Origin of the sequence: Martelella radicis, assembly GCF_014196625.1 — a bacterium.
In the GTDB taxonomy this organism is placed as follows: Bacteria; Pseudomonadota; Alphaproteobacteria; order Rhizobiales; family Rhizobiaceae; genus Martelella; species Martelella radicis.
The window spans coordinates 603,128-618,444 of sequence record NZ_JACIDZ010000001.1; the positions used below are offsets into that span (position 1 = coordinate 603,128).

A 15,317-nucleotide genomic window follows, 5' to 3' on the forward strand; every position below is an offset into this window, starting at 1 on the left:
ACATCGAAGGCTTGCGAAGTGCGGACTGACAGATGGTTCGGCCCCGCGGGACAGCGACTGAAGCCGCCGCACCCGCCAAGCCGGTTTCAGACCTTAATCGGCGACGCGATAGAGGTCCTTCGCGTACCAGTTCTGCAGCACGTTCTCGACCGGCAGACCCTTCACATCGGCCGGAACCATGACCGGAGTCGAATAGAAGTAGATCGGCGCCAACGGCATTTCCTCGGCAAGGATCTGTTCGGCCGCGTCGTAGTCGGAGGACGGATTGCCGGCCGTCAGCGATGCCTTCATCGCGGCATCATAGTCGGGGTCGGAGAACCCGCCATAGTTCATGCCGCCGGAGCGGAAATAGTCGAGATAGGTCGAGGCTTCGTCATAGTCGCCGCACCAGGCGTAGCGGCCGATATCGAATTCCTTGTTCTTCAGGTGATCGAGATAGACCTTCCACTCGGTATTGTTGAGGGTGACGTTGACCCCGATCGCCTTCCAGAACTGCTGTGCCGCAATAGCGATCTTCTTGTGGTCGTCGGACGTGTTGTAGGAGAGCGTCAGCTCGAGCGGGTTACCCTTGTCATAGCCCGCCTCCTTCAGAAGCTCGACCGCCTTTTCGTTGCGCTCGGCCTGCGACCATTGGGAATAATCCGTCACCGGCGGCTCAAAATCGGCCGTGGCGTAGTAGGTCCAGCTATAGGCTGGCTTCTGGCCGCCGCGCGTGATGTTGTCGACGATGATGTCGCGGTTCAGGGCATAGGACAATGCCTTGCGCACGCGCACGTCCTTCAGCGCTTCCGGCCCCTTGTCGGAGACGTTGAAAAGATAGGCGTAGGTGCACGAGCGCGGCACGGCATGCGTCTGGTCGGGATATTCTTCCTTGAGGCGTGGAAACTGACCGGCCGGCAATTCGATATAATCCAGCTCGCCTGCCAGGTAGCGCGTCAGCGCTGCATTCTTGTCGTTGATCGCCTGAAAGTGGATGCTATCGATGACCGTGTTGTCGTTGTCCCAGTAGTTCTCGTTGCGTTCCAGCGTCAGATCCTGGCCGAGCTTGTCGTCCACAAGCTTGTAGGCGCCATTGCCGACCATATTTCCCGGAAGTGTCCACTGGTCGCCATATTCCTCGACCACCGCTTCGTTGACCGGAAAGGTCGAAGTGTGGGTCAGCATCTTGATGAAATAGGGGATCGGACTTTCGAGCGTGACTTCAAGAGTGTTGTCATCAAGCGCCTTGACGCCCAGTTCCGATGGATCGGTCTCGCCAGCGATGATTGAGGCGGCGTTCTTCACATTCATCAGCTCTTCATACCAGGCATAGGTCGAGCCGGTGACGGGATCAGCAAGCCGCTGCCATGCGAAGACAAAGTCATTGGCCGTGACCGGATCGCCATTCGACCATTTCGCCTCTGGGCGAAGATGGAAGGTGTACACGGTCTGGTCATCCGATACCTCGTAATCGGTCGCCACGCCGGGCACCAGGTTTCCGGCGTTGTCCTGATTGTAGAGACCCTCGAAAAGCTGGCGCGCCACATGCGAACCCTCGACCGCGCTGTTGAGCTGCGGATCCTTGGTCTTGATCGCATCCAGCAGCCAGTAATCGAGGCTCTGATCATCAGCCAGCGTTTCGCCCGGCTGCGGGTTTGCGGCAAAGGCTGGCGCGGCCAGCAAAAGCGCGAGGCAGGAGGAAAGCAGAAGGGTCTTTTTCATCCGGAGTGGCTCCCTTTGTGTGGATATTGCGGCGCTATGAGAATGCTGAGGATTAGTATCTAGTATGGTCAAAATTAACCGGAAATCCTGGAAGACCATAGGCTGGCAGCACCGGACCATGCAAGGGAAACCGAATTTTTTTCAGTGATTTAATATTTCTTTCGCATTCGTCAGGAAATTTTTCCAAAAGTTACACCAAACGGCAACCTATCCGATAAAAACAACTGACAATACCTTCTGAAACAACCCATCCCGCACCAGTCCTGATCGACTGATCTGGAGAGAATCTCTCATACCACAAACATCCGGACTGTCTGGCTTTCGGTCGCGCGTGACCGGGCGAGAAAGGGCATGAACTTGAAAAATGTCGGCCTCTGCAGGGAGGCGATTTACAATGGAAAAGGGCTCGATATCAGCACCACGGAGAAGAAGTGCGAAGGCCGTTCATAACGTTGAGCTCATTTTCGGAGTTTCGATATCACCCGCTACAACGCCTGGCCTGACGACGTTGACGCGAATGCCCTGATCGGCGACTTCGCGCGCAAAGCCTTTGGTGAAGACATCGACCACCCCTTTCGACGCGGCATTGACGCTTGCCCCGGGCCGCCTCCGATTGTCGCGGCCATGGAGGAGACATTGACGATCGAGCCGCCCGCTCCGCCTCAGCGGTCGACAGATATCTTGCCGCCTCCCTGCAGCAGCAAATCAGACCAATGACATTGACCGCCATCACGCTGGCGATCCTCTCGTGATCGAGATCACGGTTCACGTCAGCCACAACGAGCCGCGTTCGGCGGCCACCTGCGCGGTCCTGGCGCCAATACCGCCTCCCGCGCCGGCAATTAGAATATGGCCGGTCATTTCGTTTTCCTCTCTTTGGAGCGAAGCGTTCAGGCGGCCGTGTAGCCGCCATCCACCGGGATCGTGACACCGGTAATCATCCGGGATGCCGAAGAGGCCAGAAACACGGCCGTGCCGCAAAGTTCATCCGGATCCGCCCAATCGCTGCCTTTGGGCAGCCGCGTCAGGACCTTCATTCGGATTTCAGGATCGGAGCGGCCGCGATCGGTCATGGGTGTGCGAATCCACCCCGGCGCGATCGCATTGACGCGAATACCCTCCTCGGCGAAGGAAAGAGCCAGTGATTTCGTCAGCGAGACGACGCCTGCCTTTGCTGCCGCATAGGCAGGAATATGCGGCGCGCCGTAATAGGAAAACATCGAAGCGATGTTGATGATCGAGCCGCCACGCGCCGCGAGACCGGAGCGGTAGGCATTGGCAAGGCGCAAGGCGCCGGTGAGATGGACATCGAGCACCGAGTTGAAGGCGTCCGGCAGCATCTCCCGCTCGCGCTCGATCTGCCCGGCGCAGTGGATCAGCGTGTCGATGCGCCCCGTTCGCCCCGCCAGCTTTTCGACGTCCTCGTCCTCTGCCAGGTTGACGGCTTCGTAACGGCAACCGACCGGTGGCGTGCGTTCCCGCGCACGGCCCGTGACGATGACCTCCGCGCCATGACGAACAAACCCTTCGGCCAATGCCGATCCGATGCCGCCGAGACCGCCCGTGATCAGGACACGCTTGCCCTTAACCGAGAAATTCCAGTCGCCCGCCATCAGCTTGCCACCCTTCCAAGCCAGCCCTGTGCCGCAAGCCCGCTTTCTATGCGCCACTCCAGCAGCCGTTCGATGAGTTTCTGGCGAAGACCTGCATGCCCCGCATCATCCCAGAGATTGGCAAGTTCATCCGGGTCCTCATCCAGATTGAAGAGCTGGCCTTCCGGACTTCCGGAGATATGCAGCAGTTTCCATGAACCGGTTCGGATCATGGTAAAGAACGCGGCATCGCTCTGGATCATGTCGCGCGCCAGTTCGGCGAAGACCTCGGTTCTGAGCGGCGCCCGAGCCGTCCCTTCCGCGTAAGGCACCAGCGAAACCCCCTCCATCCAGTCCGGCGGACTTAGGCCAGCGAGCTCCAGCACGGTCGGTCCGAGATCCATGAGCGAGACGAGATCGTCAACGCGGACCCCGCCCGTTTGTCGCGGATCGTGGATAATGGCGGGAACCCGCACCGAATGCTCGTACATCGTCCATTTCTGGCTGTGACCATGATCGTTGAGGCAATCACCATGGTCCGAAGTGAAGATGATGACGGTATTGTCAGCAACGCCGCGCGCTTCAAGCGCTGCCCGTATCTCTCCCATGATCCCGTCGATCATCGAGACATTGGCGTAGTAATGCGCCCGCTGGCGCCGCGTCTGCTCGTCTGTCGGATGGGCGAGATGGCGCACTGCATCGTGGTCGTCGCGGATGTGGTTGGCCTGCAATTCCCGCAATGCTCGCGGCTGCGCCTCGATGTCGGATGGGATCGGTGCGGGAAGGTCACGCGAAAGATAGGGTTCGACATCCTCAAGCGCCGGATCATAAGGCGGATGGGGACCTGGCAGGCCGACCTGAAGAAAGAACGGTTTCGATCCGTTCCACTCCTTCAACCATCGGCAGGCAAGACGCCCGGTAAAAACATCGGGATGCAGATCCCTGTCCAGTTCCCAGGAAAATGCGCCCAGCGCGGTGGAATAGTCCTGGCGGCGTCGATAGGTGCGTCGGTCCGGCTTCTCGACGCCACGCGCCATCAATGCCTTGTCCCAGTTGTCCAGGAAGAAGGGCAGTTGCGGGTGAGCGCGATCCTTGTTTTCCACGACGTGACGTTCATGGAATCCGAACGGCGCCTCGAAAGGGTGGGTATGCATCTTGCCGACATTGCAGCAATGATAGCCGGCGTCGGCCAGATCGCTGACCCAGGTCGAGGGCCAGACCTCGTCGTTTCGCAACACGCCCGAGTTATGTGGATAAACGCCGGTGAAAAGGCTCGCCCGCGAAGGCGCGCAGCACGGCGATGTCACATACATGTTCGAAAACGCCGTGCCTTCATTCACCAGCGCATCGAGATTGGGGGTATCCATATAAGGAAACCCCATCGCGCGGATCGTGTCGTGCCTCTGCTGATCGGTGATGACGAAGACGATATTGGGACGGGTATCGGTCATGAATAGGGCTCTTGTGTCGGAATGGAAGTCTTCTGAGCCGAACGCCGACGCAAGATTGCCTGCACGATCGGCGCGCAAAGAACGAGGATGAGAAGTGCCAGAATGATCTGGGAGGCCGGACGGTTCATGAAAAAGCCGATCCAGTCGCCGCCGGTGACAAGTGAGGTCATGCGCAGCTCTTCCTCGAAGGTGGAACCGAGCACATAGCCGATGATCAGCGGCGCTAGCGGGATGGCGGCAAGACGCAGCGCATAGCCGATCAGGCCGAAGGCGAAGAACACCCAGAGGTCGAACATGTAGCGCTGGACCATGAAGACGCCGAGAACGCTGAACATGCCGACAGCCGCCACGAGATATGGTTTGGGAACGGCGAGCGTGCGGACCAGCGCGCGCAGCATGACAAACGCGATCGGCAGAAGCATGACCGCACCCAGGAGGAAGGCCGCAAGAACGCCGTAGACGATTTCCGGCTGGCTCTGAAAGAGCTGCGGCCCCGGCGTCAGCCCCTGTATCAGGAAGCCGCCCATGAGCGCGGCGACGACCGGATCTCCCGGAATGCCGATTGCCAGCATCGGCAGCAGGGCTCCGCCCGTCGTGGCGCTGTTGGCCGCTTCCGAGGCAACCACCCCATCATCGGCCCCCTCCCCGAACTTCTCCGGTTCATCGGAAAAATCCCGCGAAACCCGATAGGCGATATAAGCAGAGGCATCGCCGCCAATGCCGGGTATGGCGCCGATGAAGATGCCGAGCGAGCTGGAGCGCAGCCAGTTTGTCCAGCGCCGGAAGAAATTGCCGATGATGCCGTTGCGCAAATTGAGAATGACGCGTTCGGCCTTGCGGTGATCGCCTTCGGCGACCTGGGCGAGCAGTTCGGAGACCGCAAAGAGCCCCATCAGCAGCGCGACCAGATTGAAGCCGCCGTCAAGTCCGGCGAGCCCGAGGGTCAGACGCGGAAGCCCCAGGATCGGATCGGTTCCGATCGCGGCGGCGGCCAGACCCAATACGGCGGCCAGAAGACCTCGCGGCAGCGAACGGCCTGTGAGCGAGGCAACGGTCGAAAGTCCGAGCGCGGCCAGCAGCATGGTTTCCATCGGCCCGAAATTGGCCGCTGCCGCAGCCAGATAGGGAGACAGCAGGATCAGAAGAACAGCGCTGATCACAGCACCGGCAACAGACGAGAGCGTCGCCAGCGTCAAGGCGTCGGAGACCCGACCGCCGCGCGCCATGGGATAGCCATCGAGCAGCGTCGCCGCTGCCATTGGCGTACCGGGCACGCCGATCATGATCGCGGTGACCGCGCCGCCGAAGTTTCCGCCCTGATAGATGCCCATCAGCAGGGCGATCGAGGGCACCGGCTCCATGTAGAAGGTGAAGGGAATTGCAAGCGCAATGCCGAGCAAGGGCCCCATGCCCGGCAACACGCCGAAGATGATACCGACCACCAGTCCGATGGCGATCGACAGAAGCAGCGAGATGACACCCGCGAAATCCAGGGCGGTAAGCAGCGTATCCATGGCGCTCATCCCCCGAACAGACCGGACCACAGCCGCCCGAAAGGCAGATGGATGTCAAAGATCAGCCGCACGATCCAATAGAGCGCCAGTGTCAGGGCCAGGGGAAATGCGATCATGGCGACAGGTCGGCGCATCCCGACGGCAGCCATCAGCGTAGCCCCGAACAGAGTGGTGGAGACGATGTAGCCAAGCTGGCGGAAGGTCAGAACATAGAGAAAAAGCGCCGCAATCACGCTGAATATGTGTTTCCACGGCAGGGCGTCATCGGGCCGGCCATGCAGGGTGAAAAGCCGAACCGCCGGCTTGACGATGACTGTGGCGGCGAGAACCATCAGTGCCGCGCCGAGCCATTTTGGATATTGCTTGGCGTCGATACCGCCCGAGAGCGAGGCGATCGGATTATCCTCCATCGCCGCGATATCTAGAACGATCCAGAGGCCGAGCGCGAAAGCCCCGATGGCGACAACGACCGCAGCGAGATCCTGGGAGCGCGTCGGCATGTCGGCCGAGGGCGTGTGAGACGTTTCATTTGTCGACATATCAAGAAGACCCTGAAGAATAAGAATGGTTCGCGCCGCCGCACAGAATGCCGCGGCGCAAGGAAACTCACTTCTTCTTCAGGTCATCCAGTGCCGGCGCAAGGCGTTCCAGCGAAACCTGCCAGAGGTCCTCGAACTCCGCCGGCTCCATGTACTGAACGGTAAAGCCGCCCTCGAACATACGGTCCTTGAAGGCATCCGAATTGATGACATCCCGGAACGTGTCCTGCAGGAACTTGAGTCTTTCGGGGTCAGTGCCTTCCGGCGCGACCAGGCCGGACCAGCCGGCGGTCGCAGCGCCCCAGGCGAGATCGTAGCCCTGTTCCTTCGCCGTCGGAATGTCGGGTTCGATCGGAGAACGCTCTTCGGTGAAGATCGCAAGCGACTTGATCTTGTCGCCATAGATTTTCTCCGCGCCGAGCGCGCCGGTCGTAAAGTCGAGCGAGCCGTCGAACAACCCCTGAATGTTTGAGGTCTCGCAACCGTCGGCCGGGATCGGCTGATAGCCGGTGATATCCGCTACCTCAAGGAAACGGCGCATCACCACATGCGGCAAGCTCACAGCCGGGCAGACGCCGACGCGCAGGACGCCATCCTGTGCCTTTGCCCATACGATGAACTCGTCGACATTGTTGGCGGGATGGTCGGCGGTAACCGTCAGCGTGAAGGGATTGACCCACATCAGCGCGATCGGGTCGAAGCCCATCGGGTCAAATCCGATGCGAGGCTCGAATGTCGGAACCATGATCTGGGTGGCAACCCAGGAATTGCCGATGGTGTAGCCGTCCGGATCGGACTCTGCCAGCGTGAGCATGGCCTTGGCGCCCCCGCCGCCGGCGATATTCTGGACGGCGATCGGCTGGCCAAGCTCTTCGGCCGCCAGTTCTGCCACGATCCGGGCGGTGATGTCACCAGATGTGCCAGCCTCCCACGGTTCGATCATGGTAATCGGGCGCGTCGGAAAATCCTGGGCGCCAGCAGCGGCGGTCATGGCCGCAAACGAGAAAGCAAGGCCCGCGAAACGGGTCAGCGAAGTGTATTTCATCAGAAATCCTCCCTTGGATTTGACAAACGCTAAATCCCGGTTTTCATTAATGCAAATAATTAACGAAGCATTCGCAATGCAATTTAGTTATGGACAGCCATGAACCTGCAGAATTTGCGCTATCTCTTGTCGATCGCCGAAACAGGGTCGGTGACCCGCTCGGCCGACCAGTTGAACATGACTCAACCGGCCCTCAGCCGCGGCCTCGCGGCCCTGGAAGAGGAAGTGGGAGCACAGCTTTTCATACGGCTTCCGAAATCCATGCGCCTCACCGTGTTCGGACGTGTGATGGTGCGTCGCGCGCAAAGTGTGTTCCGGCAACTTGAGGACGCCCAGCACGAGATCCGACACCTGCAGGAGCATGAGGAAACGGAACTTGCGGTGGGCTCCGGCCCGATCTGGCTGACCGGACTGCTGCCGCGCGCAATCAACCTGACCACACGGGACATGCCCGGAGTTTCAATCAGCGTCATCGGCGGCTTCGAACGACAGCTAGCCGAGCTGGTGCGGCGAGGCCAGGTCGCCTTCATTCTCACAGAATTGACAGAAGATCCTGAATTTTCAGACCTTTTGTCCGAACCACTGGCCTCAGCGCACTATGCGGTCGTTGCCCGTCAGGGACACCCGCTGGAACGGGCCGGCCCTCTTGATCTGACCGACCTGCTCAGATTTCCCTGGATCATGCCCGACAAGGCCGTCAACGCACAGAAACGCCTCGACGGACTGTTTCAGACCGAGGGACTGACGCCACCCGTCGCGCGCATACGCTCGACCTCCAACAGCTTCATCACGACCTATCTCGAACAGTCGAACGCTCTGACATTCGCCGTCACGCCGATCCTGCGCGGCCACCCCGGACTGACAAAAATCCCGCTCGCCCGCCCTCTTCCCAAGCGGACCACCGGCATTCAACGCCTGCGCGACGACTGGCTTAGCCCAGCCGCCGAGAGAATGCTGGGACATCTGCGGGACATAACGCGGGAGCAGGAGGAGTTCTGAGACAGGTTTCACCAATTCCGCTTTCGGAACCGAGGCGCAGCAACCTGAAAGCAAAGCGCCTGCGCACCAGGCCCCGACCACGGGATCGGCGAGTTTCGCGCATAGACGAGCGTTTCACCGGTCCTTGAAAACGACCCGGATTGATGCGCCGATGCCGCCCGGAGCAAGCGCAGCTACACCGTCGGCACGGTCCCTCCATCAATTATATATTCCGCGCCAGTGATCGTGGCGGCGAGATCGGACGCCAGAAACGCGATCAGATTGGCAACTTCCTCGGGCTTCGAGGGCCGCCCGACGGGAATGCCCCCCAGCGCCTCCATGATGATCTTCTTCCCGCCCTCTAGATCGGTACCGGCTTCCTGCGCGAGCCGATGCGCCAGTTTCAACGACGATTCCGTCTCGATCCATCCCGGAGATACCCGGACGACCCGCACGCCTCTGGATGACACCTCCTTGGACAGGCTTTTGCTGTAGGTCGAAAGCGCCGCCTTTGCGGCCGCATAGGCCGTTGTTGATTGCGGCAAGGGGAGCAGCCGCTGAATGGACGATACGTGGATCACAACGCCCCGGCCTTCGCGGAGCATTTTCGGCAATAGCGCGCGGTCGAGCCGGACGGCGGGAAAGAGGTTGAGATCCAGTTCCCTTCGCCATTCATCATCCGTGAGCGCGGCAAACCCGCCGGCAGGCGCCGAGGAACCGCCAAGCATGTGCACGATGATATCGATTGTCCCCAGACGTTGCCTTGCTGCCGCCGCAAGCGTCTCGCATCCTTCCTCAGTTGACAGATCCGCCGTCACGATCATCTCTTCCGGCAGCTCCGCTGGCCGCGTGCGCGCGCTGGTGAGCACATGCGCGCCCAGCTCCCGAAAGAGCTTGACGGTGGCCGCGCCTGCCCCGCGGGTGCCCGAGGTGATTAGAGCCGTTCTTCCTTCAAGCGTAAAAGGCGCGCTCATGCCCCGATCTCCAGAACAGTGATCTCCTTGCCGGAAAGCCGGAACGCGAATGTCAGCATCGCCGGGCTGCCCGGGAACAGGCCCGTTACCCGGGCACGAACCCAGGCCACCTCACCCTGTTCCTCAAGTTCAATTGGTTCAGCGATGGCCCGGTACTTCTCCTTCGAGGCGCGCCACCATGACGCAATGGCTTCGTGGCCAACATAGGTCCTCCCCTCGTCATAGACCCTGGCATCCGGTGCGAAGGCTTTGAGAAGGTCCTCGCTTTTTTCCGTATGGTCGGCATCGAAATAGACCTGGACCTGTAGAGGCAGTTTCATCGCATTGCTCCTATTGTTGTCGGAAGTGTTCGGTTTCCCAATAGGTAGGCCTGGACATTCATCCTGATAATACGGATAAACCTGTATATGCAATTGCGAGAATCAGGACAATGTATCGGCCAGGCCTAACCGAGCTCCAGGCAGTCATCGCCATCGCGCGCAAGGGCTCATTCCGCGCCGCCGCCCTCGATCTCGACATGTCGACAAGCGCTCTCAGCAATGCCATTGGCAAACTGGAGGCGAGCCTCGGCGTACGTCTCTTCAACCGGACGACACGCAGCGTCTCGCTGAGCGATGCGGGGCGTGCCTTCGTCTCTCAGATTACGCCGGCGATAGAGGATATCAACGGAGCGATAGACACAGCCCGCACGCACCAGAAAATCCCCTCCGGGACGCTTCGCATCAACACATTCGCGACCGCGGCACGGGACATCATGTCCCCGCTGGTGCTGGAGTTCCTGCGCCGCTATCCGCAGGTTCATGTGGACATCGTCACCGAGGGACGATTGGTCGACATCGTGGCCGCGGGATTCGACTTCGGCGTTCGCTCCGCCGCGCTTGTTCCCACCGATATGATCGCAGTTTCGCTCGGTCGACCCCAAAGATACGCGGTGGTCGGCTCATCATCCTATTTCGAGGGACGGGACAGGCCGCTGAATCCAGCCGACCTTGTCCGCCACAAGTGCATTCGCGTGCGCCTGCCAGATGGCTCGCTCTATAGATGGCTGTTCGAAAAGAATGGTGAGAAGGCACAGATTGATGTCACAGGTCCGATCACTGTCGATGAGGCGAGTATCGCCCGTGCCGCAGCACTTGAAGGCATCGGGCTCGGCTTCTTCATGGAACAGGATGTGCTTGCCGACATTCGGGCAGGTCACCTCATTCGCGTGCTCGAAGACTGGACGCCGCCATTCCCCGGCCTTTGCCTCTATTACCCCGGACGACGAAACTCGTCCGCCGCTCACAGGGCATTGATCGCGCTGGCTCGGGAAATGGCCGGGACCACCAGAGAGTGACGTTTCCTGCAACCTCCGGCCTGACTGATGGCGGCTTTGCGATCTCCCTTGCGGCGACTGATGAGCGAACCGAGACACAGGAGACGTTTTCTAACGGAGACCTGGGTAACACTTTTCGCTTTGCGGGAGGTATTGATGCCGTGGAGAGAACAGATGCCAATGAAGCATGAGAATGCACACCGAATCAATTTCCTGCATTTCAAGCGAAATTAACATATTATATCAATAACTTATATATCTACCCACACACCCCGGGCATGAGCATGCAAATATGAAGCATAAACGTGCACACCCTTGAAAACCCCACCAGATAGTCCCCATGAAAAAAGGCCCGCTAAGAGCGGACCTTCTCGCATTCAGTATTCGGAGATTGTCTGGGTCACTCTTCCTCGTTGAGGATCTCCAGTAGTCTGTCCGGCTCAAAAAGCTCTTGATAGTCCGGAGCAGTAAACGGCGAAAAACCTCTCGGCGTCCCATGCATTTCAGCGAACGCGTCAATAAAGTGATCCAGTGAAATCTGAGCCTCACCAGCCCGTTTGCATCGGATGAAGGCAGCGATGATCAACTCGATAACGAGTCCCCAGCGATTTCCGCAAGCGTGGGAAAGACGTTGAAAGAAATCGGCGTTGGACAGAGGGTCGAAATCGATTTCGGCCTTCTTCGCGTATGCGTAGGCAAGTCCATTCAGCTCCTCGAGGTCAGCCTTGGGGTCAATCGGGCGAAAACGGACTGGCCGCAACAGGTGTCTCAGTTGTCGGCGCTCTTCTGGGCCGACCCGTTCAACATGCTGGGATAGGCCGTCTACCCCGGACAGGATCAGGATCATTGGCCAGCGAGGTTCCTTCATCAATGCCTTGAAGTTATCGAGCATGGTACGGTTCTTGGCACCGCCGGTATCGGTGAAAGCATGCTGTGCCTCGTCGTAATGGATACCGATGACGCCGTTTCGTTTGGCCTGTTCGAAGACCATTTCCCAGATCTGACGAGCTTGCTTCTCCTTTCCAGCGGCAGGATAGTCCAGCGCTTCCAATGTCGAACTGCCCAGATCCGTCAACGAGTTCCGCGCCCACAGCCGGAGCTGGATAAACCGAGCCGGACGACGTCTGGCATCGTTGTGGCGCTGTCATTGAACGCCCTGATCAGGTGATCGATTTCATGCGACTTTCCCATTCGCGATTTTCCGGTGACGAGAAGACCGCGCGCTTCAAATGGTTTGCCGGACATTGCCTTCGCATAATAGTCCTCGAGACAACTGGTAAATTGCGTCCGCATTTCCTGCGCTCGTGGAAACGGATAATGTGCCTCTTTCAGCCGATTGGCGATACTGACCGTTTTCATATCGATGAATGCGTTCATGATCTCACTCCAGGTCTTTGATCTGATCAGGGCGGCCGAGCAGGCCGCCATTCCGCTTTTCCGACCTCTTCTTCCGCTGCGTCTCGGGCTCTGATGCCGGGACCTGTACTTCCTCCGGCGTATCGACGGTGTCAGATTTCGAAGCTTTAGATTTCGCCGTCGAAACATCTGGGATGGCCGTCTCGTCAACGACCTGGTCAGCACCCTCGATTTTGTAGGTATCGGCCGAGCTGCCAGTGCTGATGTCCGTGATGGCATCGGGCGCCACGCCGAGATCAAGCCTGTCACGCGATGTGCTCGGGATGATTTTCGCTCCGGCGATTACCGCGTTCGCCTTTGCCTCGGCTTCTTCCATCGTCACATAGCTTCGCGGAAGTGCCTTTTCGACAGCGATCGTTTGCTTGAGGTCATGACGTGCTCTGCGCACCTGCATGATCCGGTCTTCATGAACTTCAATTGCCTGTTCATTTTCTTTTCGCCATTCGGCCATCACATCAAGAATTTGAACCAGCGTCAGGTCAGCAAACGCTGTGATTTGAAGGTAAACTTCAACAACTGTTCCGATCTTTGGCAGTACAACTGTCGCGGTGTTTATATCGTCCGGATCGACGAACACAGACACCTTTCCACGGATTCGATGCTCATCCCTGAGACGCTGAAGCTCATCAGAACTGAACCAGACGCCGGAGAACGTCCTCACACCTTCATCCGTTGGCGTGACCTTTACTTCCCATCCCAGTTGGATACGCCGGCGGTTGGGATCGATCGGCGCGAAACAACCACGATCTCGATTGATCTGATGGAAGACATCAATCGGTCGCCTTCCCCACATGCCTGCGCCGTAATGCCGGGTAGACGGATATTCGTCGATGAAATATCGCGTCAAAATCCCGTAGAGCTGCTCCACGTTCAGCACGCCATAACTCGTCGCATCATATCCGGGTAGCTCTCCGGCCTTGCGGCCCGTGTACCCATGAAGTGTCTTCATCACAGTGGACTCCAGCGTCCCAAACATCCTCTCCACGTAAGCTTTATCTGTTGATGCGTAAGTGCGACCGATCGTACTTGTCGCGCCCACTCCGACAAGTGACGTGATAACTTCCTGATTCCTCAGTCCGGTACCGTTGTCGGATTTCAGATTTCCGAGACCAATGGCCGGCATCGGCTCACCGGTGCATCCGTAGCGCTGGGCCTCCTTCTTCTTGTCACGCGTGGCCATCCGCAGGAGTGCCATCGTCGCGTCGGCACCCTGGTTTTCCGCAATCCCCCACGCCAACGGCATGCGCGAAGCCACATCGATCGCATATAGAAGCTGCCATCGCTTCTTGATCTCTTCGTCTGTTTCTCTGAGAACAGCACGGTGATCCGACGACAGCGTCGCCCACAGACCGATCTTCTTCGCAGTGGTGACGAGCGAAATCTTGCATTCATCGATTTCCACATACTCGCCGATCATAAGTGCCCGGATATCGTCCGGCCAGAATGACACTTGGCTTTCCAGCCTAACTGTTTATGCCGTTTCGACCGTCTGTCTGCTGCTGGGAATGAAGCTTCGCTCTCTGTCAACATCTGAAGTCAATGATGACTGGCGTCGCCGGCACGCAGCGCTTTCCGCAGGTTTCGAAATCGTCAGCCGCGGAGAAGACGGTGTTCGCAATGCTCTCGATCGCCTGGCACTGGAAGCAAACAACGGACGCGACACGCCCAAAGCAGCGTTTGGGCAGCTATACGGAAAGCTCTCGATCGATTTTGTTAAAGATCCGGCTTTCACTGTTTTCCGGACAATTCTACGAGATTGCATATTGGATCACTGGGAGTACGCTGGCACCGAGGTCGTGTTAGGAGAACCCGTTGGTCGTCGCCACTTCCATTCGTTACTCAGCGCCTCGAAAGAAACAGGCTTCTCGCCGCGCGTACTCAACAATTATCTGGTTGAGGCTGGCGTGCTTGATGCCAATGATCCCCGCCCTGAACCCAGGCGGCTTTTCGACGCCATCAAGTACGCAGATTTGCTGAAAACACTGCCCGCACTGGTGGGGCCAATCGAGATGCAGTCTGCAATGGGCGCGACAAGAAGGGAAGGTGTGCCCGACGAAGGATGGGAGACGATCAACCTTGCAGCAAAGCGCAAGAAAGTTGGCGTCAATGCCGTCATTGATGCCATACGCGCCGGCGCGGTAACCGTTGGCGTGGAGGAGGATCAGAGGGGATATAACGCGATTCGAATTCTTATGACGTCAGTTGACCACTGGCATGCGCGCCACGGGAAAGAAGCCAAACCGGAAGGAGCAATGTCTGTAGCAGAATTTGCTCGATCCGTTGGGCAGCACAATAATCGGTATTTCCTGAAACTGTTTGAGACTGGGCATGCGTCCGCTATGAGCGCAATGCATCCCGTCACACGTCGAAAGCAGCGCCGAATGACCGATCAGCAAATTGCCGCGTTTCGCGAAAAATTCGCCACAACCGGAACGCAGCATTCAGAGTTGGGCCTCTCCAAGAAGATCATCCTAGACACGATAAGGGCGGCGGGTATCCAGGAGTTTTCATCTGATGGGCAGAATTTTGGGCAGGTTTGGCTACGAAAGGATGTGATACACCTGTTCGCTTCAGAAGATCGACGGCGCGCTGGATAGTTCATCTCTGCTGAAACCCTGGCAGCTTTGCGCCCTCAAGTCGGTCACTCACCCTATCTGGACCTTGTCCTGAAAGCAGTCGTTCGTTGCGCCGCGAGTGAAGGCGGGTAAAGGCGGCAAGCCGACTTCCGCGGCGGCGCAGACCAACTTCCACTGCGTGGACGAGACGAACATTTCTGTTGCGGGAAACCTACT

General features: G+C 58.5%; 15 protein-coding genes. 3 read left to right on the forward strand and 12 right to left on the reverse strand.

Going from position 1 to position 15,317, the window contains the following annotated elements:
• Positions 1 to 93 precede the first annotated feature (93 nt).
• The 7 genes from GGR30_RS02725 to GGR30_RS02755 form a co-directional block, all read right to left on the reverse strand.
• The gene (locus GGR30_RS02725; RefSeq protein WP_183482225.1) at positions 94 to 1,701 is read right to left on the reverse strand and encodes a peptide ABC transporter substrate-binding protein; all 1,608 of its coding nucleotides are present in this window, start codon (positions 1,699 to 1,701) and stop codon (positions 94 to 96) included.
• Between the two features lie 444 nt (positions 1,702 to 2,145).
• The gene (locus GGR30_RS23640) at positions 2,146 to 2,271 is read right to left on the reverse strand and encodes a hypothetical protein (RefSeq protein ID WP_343066458.1); all 126 of its coding nucleotides are present in this window, start codon (positions 2,269 to 2,271) and stop codon (positions 2,146 to 2,148) included.
• A gap of 320 nt (positions 2,272 to 2,591) precedes the next feature.
• Positions 2,592 to 3,314, reverse strand: a complete 723-nt coding sequence (locus GGR30_RS02735; protein ID WP_183482228.1) for an SDR family NAD(P)-dependent oxidoreductase — start codon at positions 3,312 to 3,314, stop codon at positions 2,592 to 2,594.
• Complete coding sequence (locus GGR30_RS02740) at positions 3,314 to 4,744, reverse strand: sulfatase family protein (protein ID WP_183482231.1); 1,431 nt, start codon at positions 4,742 to 4,744, stop codon at positions 3,314 to 3,316. Before GGR30_RS02740 ends, GGR30_RS02735 begins: the two co-directional genes overlap by 1 nt.
• Positions 4,741 to 6,258: a tripartite tricarboxylate transporter permease gene (locus GGR30_RS02745; RefSeq protein ID WP_183482234.1), complete on the reverse strand. Its 1,518-nt coding sequence runs from the start codon at positions 6,256 to 6,258 to the stop codon at positions 4,741 to 4,743. Before GGR30_RS02745 ends, GGR30_RS02740 begins: the two co-directional genes overlap by 4 nt.
• Positions 6,259 to 6,263: 5 nt before the next feature.
• Positions 6,264 to 6,797 (reverse strand): tripartite tricarboxylate transporter TctB family protein, encoded by a 534-nt coding sequence (locus GGR30_RS02750; RefSeq protein WP_183482237.1) that lies wholly within the window; start codon positions 6,795 to 6,797, stop codon positions 6,264 to 6,266.
• Between the two features lie 67 nt (positions 6,798 to 6,864).
• Positions 6,865 to 7,842: a Bug family tripartite tricarboxylate transporter substrate binding protein gene (locus GGR30_RS02755; RefSeq protein ID WP_183482240.1), complete on the reverse strand. Its 978-nt coding sequence runs from the start codon at positions 7,840 to 7,842 to the stop codon at positions 6,865 to 6,867.
• Positions 7,843 to 7,941: 99 nt separating this feature from the next.
• Here GGR30_RS02755 and GGR30_RS02760 point away from each other — a divergent pair, with 99 nt between their 5' ends.
• Positions 7,942 to 8,841: a LysR family transcriptional regulator gene (locus tag GGR30_RS02760; protein WP_183482243.1), complete on the forward strand. Its 900-nt coding sequence runs from the start codon at positions 7,942 to 7,944 to the stop codon at positions 8,839 to 8,841.
• A gap of 173 nt (positions 8,842 to 9,014) precedes the next feature.
• Here GGR30_RS02760 and GGR30_RS02765 read toward each other — a convergent pair whose 3' ends face one another.
• The gene (locus GGR30_RS02765; RefSeq protein WP_183482246.1) at positions 9,015 to 9,794 is read right to left on the reverse strand and encodes an SDR family oxidoreductase; all 780 of its coding nucleotides are present in this window, start codon (positions 9,792 to 9,794) and stop codon (positions 9,015 to 9,017) included.
• Positions 9,791 to 10,114 carry a nuclear transport factor 2 family protein gene (locus GGR30_RS02770; RefSeq protein WP_183482249.1) on the reverse strand — a complete coding sequence of 108 codons (324 nt, stop codon included), beginning with the start codon at positions 10,112 to 10,114 and terminating at the stop codon, positions 9,791 to 9,793. The genes GGR30_RS02765 and GGR30_RS02770 overlap by 4 nt, the downstream gene beginning before the upstream one ends.
• A gap of 110 nt (positions 10,115 to 10,224) precedes the next feature.
• On the opposite strand from GGR30_RS02770, the gene GGR30_RS02775 reads away from it, so the two are divergent.
• Positions 10,225 to 11,130 carry a LysR family transcriptional regulator gene (locus GGR30_RS02775; protein WP_183482252.1) on the forward strand — a complete coding sequence of 302 codons (906 nt, stop codon included), beginning with the start codon at positions 10,225 to 10,227 and terminating at the stop codon, positions 11,128 to 11,130.
• A gap of 379 nt (positions 11,131 to 11,509) precedes the next feature.
• Here the strand turns inward: GGR30_RS02775 and GGR30_RS02780 are convergent, their stop codons facing one another.
• The 3 genes from GGR30_RS02780 to GGR30_RS02790 are packed head-to-tail and all read right to left on the reverse strand — an operon-like array spanning position 11,510 to position 13,975.
• Complete coding sequence (locus GGR30_RS02780) at positions 11,510 to 12,184, reverse strand: hypothetical protein (RefSeq protein WP_183482255.1); 675 nt, start codon at positions 12,182 to 12,184, stop codon at positions 11,510 to 11,512.
• A complete protein-coding gene (locus GGR30_RS02785; protein ID WP_183482257.1) occupies positions 12,181 to 12,486 on the reverse strand; it encodes a P-loop NTPase family protein in 306 nt (101 codons plus the stop codon). The genes GGR30_RS02780 and GGR30_RS02785 overlap by 4 nt, the downstream gene beginning before the upstream one ends.
• Before the next feature lie 4 nt (positions 12,487 to 12,490).
• Entirely contained in the window at positions 12,491 to 13,975 is a 1,485-nt protein-coding gene (locus tag GGR30_RS02790; RefSeq protein ID WP_183482260.1) for a DDE-type integrase/transposase/recombinase, read from the reverse strand.
• Between the two features lie 55 nt (positions 13,976 to 14,030).
• Between GGR30_RS02790 and GGR30_RS02795 the strand changes: the two genes are divergently transcribed.
• On the forward strand, positions 14,031 to 15,122 hold the full coding sequence (locus tag GGR30_RS02795; protein WP_183482263.1) for a hypothetical protein: 1,092 nt from the start codon (positions 14,031 to 14,033) through the stop codon (positions 15,120 to 15,122).
• Positions 15,123 to 15,317: the final 195 nt, after the last annotated feature.

Bases quoted from the DNA above. Each gene is read 5' to 3' on its own strand.
- GGR30_RS02750 (WP_183482237.1), bottom strand. From the start codon at position 6,797: ATGTCGACAAATGAAACGTCTCACACGCCCTCGGCCGACATGCCGACG.
- GGR30_RS02785 (WP_183482257.1), bottom strand. From the start codon at position 12,486: ATGAACGCATTCATCGATATGAAAACGGTCAGTATCGCCAATCGGCTG.
- GGR30_RS02740 (WP_183482231.1), bottom strand. From the start codon at position 4,744: ATGACCGATACCCGTCCCAATATCGTCTTCGTCATCACCGATCAGCAG.
- GGR30_RS02745 (WP_183482234.1), bottom strand. From the start codon at position 6,258: ATGGATACGCTGCTTACCGCCCTGGATTTCGCGGGTGTCATCTCGCTG.
- GGR30_RS02795 (WP_183482263.1), top strand. From the start codon at position 14,031: ATGAAGCTTCGCTCTCTGTCAACATCTGAAGTCAATGATGACTGGCGT.
- GGR30_RS02770 (WP_183482249.1), bottom strand. From the start codon at position 10,114: ATGAAACTGCCTCTACAGGTCCAGGTCTATTTCGATGCCGACCATACG.
- GGR30_RS02775 (WP_183482252.1), top strand. From the start codon at position 10,225: ATGTATCGGCCAGGCCTAACCGAGCTCCAGGCAGTCATCGCCATCGCG.
- GGR30_RS02765 (WP_183482246.1), bottom strand. From the start codon at position 9,794: ATGAGCGCGCCTTTTACGCTTGAAGGAAGAACGGCTCTAATCACCTCG.
- GGR30_RS02735 (WP_183482228.1), bottom strand. From the start codon at position 3,314: ATGGCGGGCGACTGGAATTTCTCGGTTAAGGGCAAGCGTGTCCTGATC.
- GGR30_RS02755 (WP_183482240.1), bottom strand. From the start codon at position 7,842: ATGAAATACACTTCGCTGACCCGTTTCGCGGGCCTTGCTTTCTCGTTT.
- GGR30_RS02725 (WP_183482225.1), bottom strand. From the start codon at position 1,701: ATGAAAAAGACCCTTCTGCTTTCCTCCTGCCTCGCGCTTTTGCTGGCC.
- GGR30_RS02760 (WP_183482243.1), top strand. From the start codon at position 7,942: ATGAACCTGCAGAATTTGCGCTATCTCTTGTCGATCGCCGAAACAGGG.